The sequence below is a fragment of the Microcoleus sp. B13-B6 genome (genome assembly GCF_036705405.1).
Classification (GTDB): Bacteria; Cyanobacteriota; Cyanobacteriia; order Cyanobacteriales; family Microcoleaceae; genus Microcoleus.
Map to the genome: position 1 here is coordinate 31,046 of NZ_JAUBUJ010000090.1, position 5,860 is coordinate 36,905.

General features: G+C 46.2%; 5 protein-coding genes and 1 riboswitch. All 5 genes read right to left on the reverse strand.

What is annotated here, in order from left to right:
• Positions 1-108: 108 nt before the first annotated feature.
• Positions 109-750, reverse strand: coding sequence for an urea amidolyase associated protein UAAP2 (locus QUB35_RS29915; protein ID WP_333145274.1), 642 nt, complete (start codon positions 748-750; stop codon positions 109-111).
• A gap of 77 nt (positions 751-827) precedes the next feature.
• Entirely contained in the window at positions 828-1,556 is a 729-nt protein-coding gene (locus tag QUB35_RS29920) for an urea amidolyase associated protein UAAP1 (RefSeq protein WP_333145275.1), read from the reverse strand.
• Positions 1,557-1,882: 326 nt separating this feature from the next.
• Positions 1,883-2,659, reverse strand: coding sequence for an ABC transporter ATP-binding protein (locus QUB35_RS29925; protein ID WP_333145276.1), 777 nt, complete (start codon positions 2,657-2,659; stop codon positions 1,883-1,885).
• A gap of 168 nt (positions 2,660-2,827) precedes the next feature.
• Positions 2,828-3,679, reverse strand: a complete 852-nt coding sequence (locus QUB35_RS29930) for an ABC transporter permease (RefSeq protein WP_333145277.1) — start codon at positions 3,677-3,679, stop codon at positions 2,828-2,830.
• A gap of 212 nt (positions 3,680-3,891) precedes the next feature.
• Complete coding sequence (locus QUB35_RS29935) at positions 3,892-4,959, reverse strand: ABC transporter substrate-binding protein (RefSeq protein ID WP_333145278.1); 1,068 nt, start codon at positions 4,957-4,959, stop codon at positions 3,892-3,894.
• A 144-nt stretch (positions 4,960-5,103) separates the two neighbouring features.
• Positions 5,104-5,258, reverse strand: a riboswitch (guanidine-I (ykkC/yxkD leader).
• Positions 5,259-5,860 lie beyond the last annotated feature (602 nt).

The following is a 5,860-nucleotide window of genomic DNA, read 5'->3' on the forward strand; positions in this document are numbered from 1 at the left end:
TATCCTGAAGAACAGGCATCTTGCCTGTTCCACAAAGAGTGAATTTTCTTGTGGGGTGGGCTTCTAGCCCGCCCTAAAAAGAGTGCGGAAACAGTACATACCCTACATTTACACCGCATCCCAAACAATCAACTGAATCGGCGTAGGATTGTAAGCATTGCAAGGATTGTTCATTTGCGGGCAGTTAGAAATAGCAACCAGCGCGTTCATATCTGCTCGCAAATCAACTGTACTTCCCGGATCGGAGATGCCGTCAACAATTTCAAGCGTGCCATCTTCGCTAACCGGAACATTCATAAAAAAGTTGATATTGCTGACTAAATCTCGCTTGCCCAAACCGTGGGGAAGAATTGCGGCGAGGAAATTTTCAACACAGGCGTGCTGGTATTTTTTATCTAGTCCAAACCGCACCGAATTGCTCTCGCAGCTACAGGCGCCGCCGGAGGTATCGTGCCGCCCGCAGGAGTCAGCAATTATGGTCATCATGGCTCGCCCTTCGTTGGAAATGAGTTGGCTGTTTGTAGTGACAAAGATGTTGCCTTGATTGACGATCGTATCGGGGGCGCTGTAGCGTTCGGACGGGTCATCGGCATTGTAAACTAAAAAATCTACTGCTTGATTGCCGCCTAAATCTACAATGCGGAGAATCTGTCCTTTTTTGATGACACGAGACCAGGGATGTCTGGCGGGTAAAACTTCGTTATAAATTGCAGTTTTTGGATCGAGGATTTGTTGGGTAGTTGCAGTCATGGTTCACTTTTTGTGATGGAAGTGCAGAATTTTTCACCGCAGATTGATGCGGATAAGATTGAGTTGTGGAATCGGGTCTATTGCACGAACAAAGCATCGGTGTTGATGAACCCGCGCACTGCTTCCGGGTTGGCGGTGCGACACAAGTCGTCTGGTGCGGGTGCGGGGGATTTCACAATCTGAATTTGGATTGGTTTTGGATCGTAAATTGAACCAGGATGCAGGATGTGGGGGCAGTTAGAGATAATTGTCAATACGTTCATTTCGGCTCGCAAATCGATAAAACTCCCCGGTTTTTCGCAGCCTTCGCGAAACTCCATCGTGCCGTCTGGTTTGACGGCAATGCGAGTAAATAAGTTGATGTTGGGCATGATATCTTTTTTGCCCAATCCCCACCGAGTTAGGGCTTTGAGGAAGTTGTCGCGGGAGTTTTTCCAGTCTCCTTCGCCGTATTTTTTGGCATTGCTAATGGCGTTGCTGCATCCTCCTAGCAAATCGTGACAGCCGGAGGTGTCTTGGGTGATGGAAAATAGGATGCGCCCCATGTCTGTGTAGAGCACCATTCCTTGTTTGAGAAAGGCGTTGAATTGAATTTTGGCGGTGTCTGCTGCGTTGAAACGTTCGATCGCATTGTCGGCGTTGTAGCACAGCATGGAAACGCCGCGAGAGCCTTCTAAATCGGTGATTCGCAGGGTATTTCCCCGCTTGATGACTCCCGACCAGTACGCGCCGCCCGGTACGGTTTCTTCGATTAATACGAGGCCAGAATCAATTTGTGAGTTTGTGTCGATCGATAGTTGCACCATAAGTTCCTCTTGATGTATTTGGGTAGGTCAGCGAAATAAAACAATAGTATGTCTTATATCAAGTCCGGTTAATTACTTATAAATCCTATACGGGCATCGGCCAAATAGGGCATCGGGCATGATGGGACAAAAGTATTATAACTATTCAACCGGACATGATATTAGCTGCTCAACCCGCCTGAGCCCAAAGTAATATTTATACCGGTTTTCAAGCGTGGTGAGGTATGGGGGAGAGTCCTATGCCCATGCCCCATGCCCCATGCCCCATGCCCCATGCCCAGGAGTACCTCATTTACCTGAGAAAGGCTATACAAACCTATTTCTATTTAAGCAGCCATTGCAACTGCTTCCTGTCCGTGTTTCCGCATCAAATCCATGAGTTCGTCGCGGTAATCGTGGAATTTGGCGTGGCGTTTAACGCTGGGAGTGCGATCGGGCAAATTAATCGACATTTCCTTTCTCACTGTACCGGGACGAGCGCCCAAAGCATAAATCCGATTGGAAAGAAACACCGCTTCTTCGACATCGTGGGTAATCATAAAGATTGTAATCTCAGTGCGACGCCACAAATCCAGCATGAATTCGTGCATCGATTCTTTAGTGTGGATATCCAAGGCGCCGAAAGGTTCATCCATTAATAACACTTTAGGTTCAGAAGCGAGGGCGCGGGCGATCGCCACCCGCTGTTTCATCCCGCCCGACAATTCCTTCGGCAGCGACGAAGCAAACTGCGTCAATCCTACCACATTCAAATAATAGCTCGCTTGTTCGCGCCGCTTTTTCTTGGAAACGCCTTGAAGTTTGAGACCAAACTCGGCATTTTCCTGCACGTTCATCCAAGGATAAAGAGTGTAATGCTGAAATACCATACCTCGATCCGGGCCAGGCGAAACAACTTCCTTGCCGTCAATTTTCACTTCCCCTGTTGTCGGCTTGTCCAATCCCGCAATCTGCCTCAACAGAGTAGATTTGCCCGAACCGGATGCGCCTACCGCGCAGATAAATTCGCCTTGCTTGATGCTCATATTGATGTCCTTGAGGACAACTAATTTACCCTTTTTCGTTTCAAAGTTTTTGTGCAGATTGTTGATTTGCAGAAACATGAGTTTATCCTCTGTATTGTAAGTAAAAAAATGATACCATTCTGCCTTCTAACACCAAATCCTCGTTAGTAACTCTTTAGTCCGCGAAGGCGGACTTCGTTTGTGTAGAAGCGGTTTCAACCGCCGAGTACGATAAGAGTTTTTAACACTGATTTGTATAACATCTGCTTACTGTTTCTGACTTGACCATTTACAAGAAACCCGCAGCAGATATTGAAAAAGCAAGTCAAAACCCAGTCCGATCGCCCCAATGACAATCAGCCCCACAAAAATTTCATCGGTTCGGAGAAATCGACCGGCGACGCTGATCCGGCGGCCTAAGCCTTCGGTGGCGGCAATCAATTCCGACACGATTACCAATTGCCAAGCCGCAGCTAGGTTGATGCGGCTAGCATCAAGAATTCCCGGCAAAACGTGGGGAAAAATAACTTGAGTGAGGATTTCCCAGCGATTCCCACCTAACATATAAGTAGATTCGATCAAGTCTTTTGGAACAAACTTGACTGTATCCATTACCATCAGCGAATTGAAGAAAAAGACGCCGATAAATATCAGCATTATTTTGGGTTCTTCGCCGATTCCCAAGTAGAGAATTAGCAGGGGAATGAATGCTGGTGCGGGCATATATCGCATCAAGCCGAACATGGGTTCCAGCAAGGCGCGAATACTGGCAAAACTGCCCATCAGCACGCCAATGGGTATGGAAAAAACCAAGGCGAACAGAAAGCCAACTCCCACCCGCCACAAACTCGCTACCGTGTCTTTCAAAAGTTCGCGAGTGTTCCACAGCCGGCCAAATGCCTCTAAAACTTTGCCGGGGGAAGGCAAAAATTTGGGGTCTACGTTGGCGAAGGTTGTTACTAGCCACCACACCAGCAGCGGCAGTGCGATCGATGTCACCGTTAACCCAATATTGAGGGGTTGTGGTATCTCTTCCGCAATCCGCCAGAAAACGGTGGGATTTAGGCTTTTTTGCTTGAGGTGGGATTGGATCGATCGGCGTTCGGGATTTGGTGGCATGATTTAATTGCGGAACGGTTTGTCGAGTAATTGGAGTAGCTTTTTGGTATAATTTTTCTCAGAAAGATGAGGTACGACTGGGCATAGGGCATAGGGCATAGGGCATAGGGCATAGGGCATAGGGCATACCTCACTTTTTTGAGAACCGCTATATTCAAAAAAATAATATTGTTGAAAAATTTTTGTGTCTGCAAAATTGTAAATTCTGCCTTTTAGCTTTTACCTTCGGCATAAGCTTTTATAAAACGATCGTCAAATAAAGTGCTGATATCTGGTTGGGTTTTGGCTAAATTTACATCGACGAGAAATTTAGTCATTTCTGCCGCCGCAAACTGCAATGATGTCATGTCATTTCCCGGTTGAAAGGCTTTCAAGTTTTCTTCGATCGTGAATATCTTCGTGCCGTTTTCATATTCTTTGTATTCCTCAACGCTAACTCCGGCGCGGTTGGCTAGAATCTCGTAAGATTTCTCTTTGTTTGCTTTCATGTATTCCAATGTTGCAAACCATGAATTGACCAGGGCTTGTACTCGATCGGGGTGTTCGCCGATAAACTTTCGGGTGAATACCAAATGGTCGGAAATCGCCCCCGGAAAATCTTTGGAACTAAACAGTTCCTTGCTGTTCGATCGTTTTAATGCCTGCGTGGTAAACGGCGCAAATACTGCCACCGCATCGACTTGCCCTCCGACGAAAGCCGCCGCAGCTTTGCCTGTTTCCAGCGGTATAAATTGAATATCCTGCACTGATAAACCTGCTCTTCTCAGCCCTAACAGTAATAGAAAGTGATCGACTGTACCTTCTTCGGCTGCAACTTTTTTACCTTTTAAATCGGCAACGGAATTGATGCCTTCGGCGACAATCACTTTGTCATTTCCCGTCGAGTTGTCGTTGACTAAAACAATTACTTGGTCGGCGCCGCCGGATATTGAGTTTACTGTATCGCCGAGGGTTTGGCTGTTAGCATCTATCTGTCCTGCTGTGAGGGTGCTGATCGATTCTAAGTAGCCGTCAAACCATTTTAAGTCTACAGCAACATTGTTAGCTTCAAATATCTTTTGCTCTTTGGCAATTTGCCAAGGAAACCAGCCGGGCCACGCGCTGAATCCGAGGCGAACTGCGTTAGCACTTACTGAAGAAGCTGCTTCGCTTTCTGTCGTGGTTTTGATATAAATTGCCGGGTTGACGCAGCCGACAGCGAAAAACAAGGTGATGAAAAATATGGCGCAGTAGGATAAGGGCGATCGCGTTATTTTGGGCGAGGAATATCGGATATTCATAGCATATTCTGGTTGCTGGTTAGAGGTGAATATGTCGATCGAGCTTTTGCACCTTCTTTGGCTTCCTTAGCTTCTGCAAACCCCCCTGATATACAAGGATAAAGCCCGAGAGCTAACGAACCGAGTCTTGATGACCGATCGCGTTTCTCCCGGGCTTTTATCCCGCCGTGTAACTGGCTAGTGTTTCCCTCAAATTAATCAAATATTGGGAGAACCAGTCTGCTTCTCTCGGACCAGCACTTGAACTGTCTAAGCTGACTTAGAAACTGATTCAAATCGGAACCCTAGAAGCGGTTAAATTTTTCGTTTTTTGTCTGTATAAGTCCTGTTTGCAACCCAAGGAGTTATTCGAGACTGTTGGTAACAGCAATGCACTTAGCTTTTTTAAAGGTAAGCATACTGTAGCGTGCAATCCTACTAGATTGCTACGCTTCAAACCCTAACAGCAAACTTGATGCGAAAATGTGTAAAATGTTACAAAAAACCGTTTTTCTCGAAGTAAAATTAAAATTTTTGGAAGATTAAACCGGGCAATGAGATGGGGCGATGGGAAATCGCGAAGTTTACCTGCACAAAAAGACGAAACCCGCAAGGTCAGGGTTGAATATTTCTCAAGGAATACTTCGCTCCCTAGACTAGATGCAAGTACGATCGACAATGCGGTAAACTAACATCCTATTTGTAATAACGATCGCCTAACACAGCCTGTGAAGTCAAATCCGTTAGCATTGGAATTATTCATCTCTCTCCGATCTCCCTCTGCGTTCTCTGCGTTCTCTGCGGTTAAATCATCCTCATATAACCAGAAATGATATGAAGTCAAATCGTAAGGATTCAGGTCAAAAAAACTTAAGTGGCGGCATCTGGTAAAATAAAGGAATGAAAAAGCCCACAGCCACCA

Coding starts and splice junctions, on each gene's coding strand:
- QUB35_RS29915 (WP_333145274.1), bottom strand. CDS start 750: ATGACTGCAACTACCCAACAAATCCTCGATCCAAAAACTGCAATTTAT.
- QUB35_RS29935 (WP_333145278.1), bottom strand. CDS start 4,959: ATGAATATCCGATATTCCTCGCCCAAAATAACGCGATCGCCCTTATCC.
- QUB35_RS29925 (WP_333145276.1), bottom strand. CDS start 2,659: ATGTTTCTGCAAATCAACAATCTGCACAAAAACTTTGAAACGAAAAAG.
- QUB35_RS29920 (WP_333145275.1), bottom strand. CDS start 1,556: ATGGTGCAACTATCGATCGACACAAACTCACAAATTGATTCTGGCCTC.
- QUB35_RS29930 (WP_333145277.1), bottom strand. CDS start 3,679: ATGCCACCAAATCCCGAACGCCGATCGATCCAATCCCACCTCAAGCAA.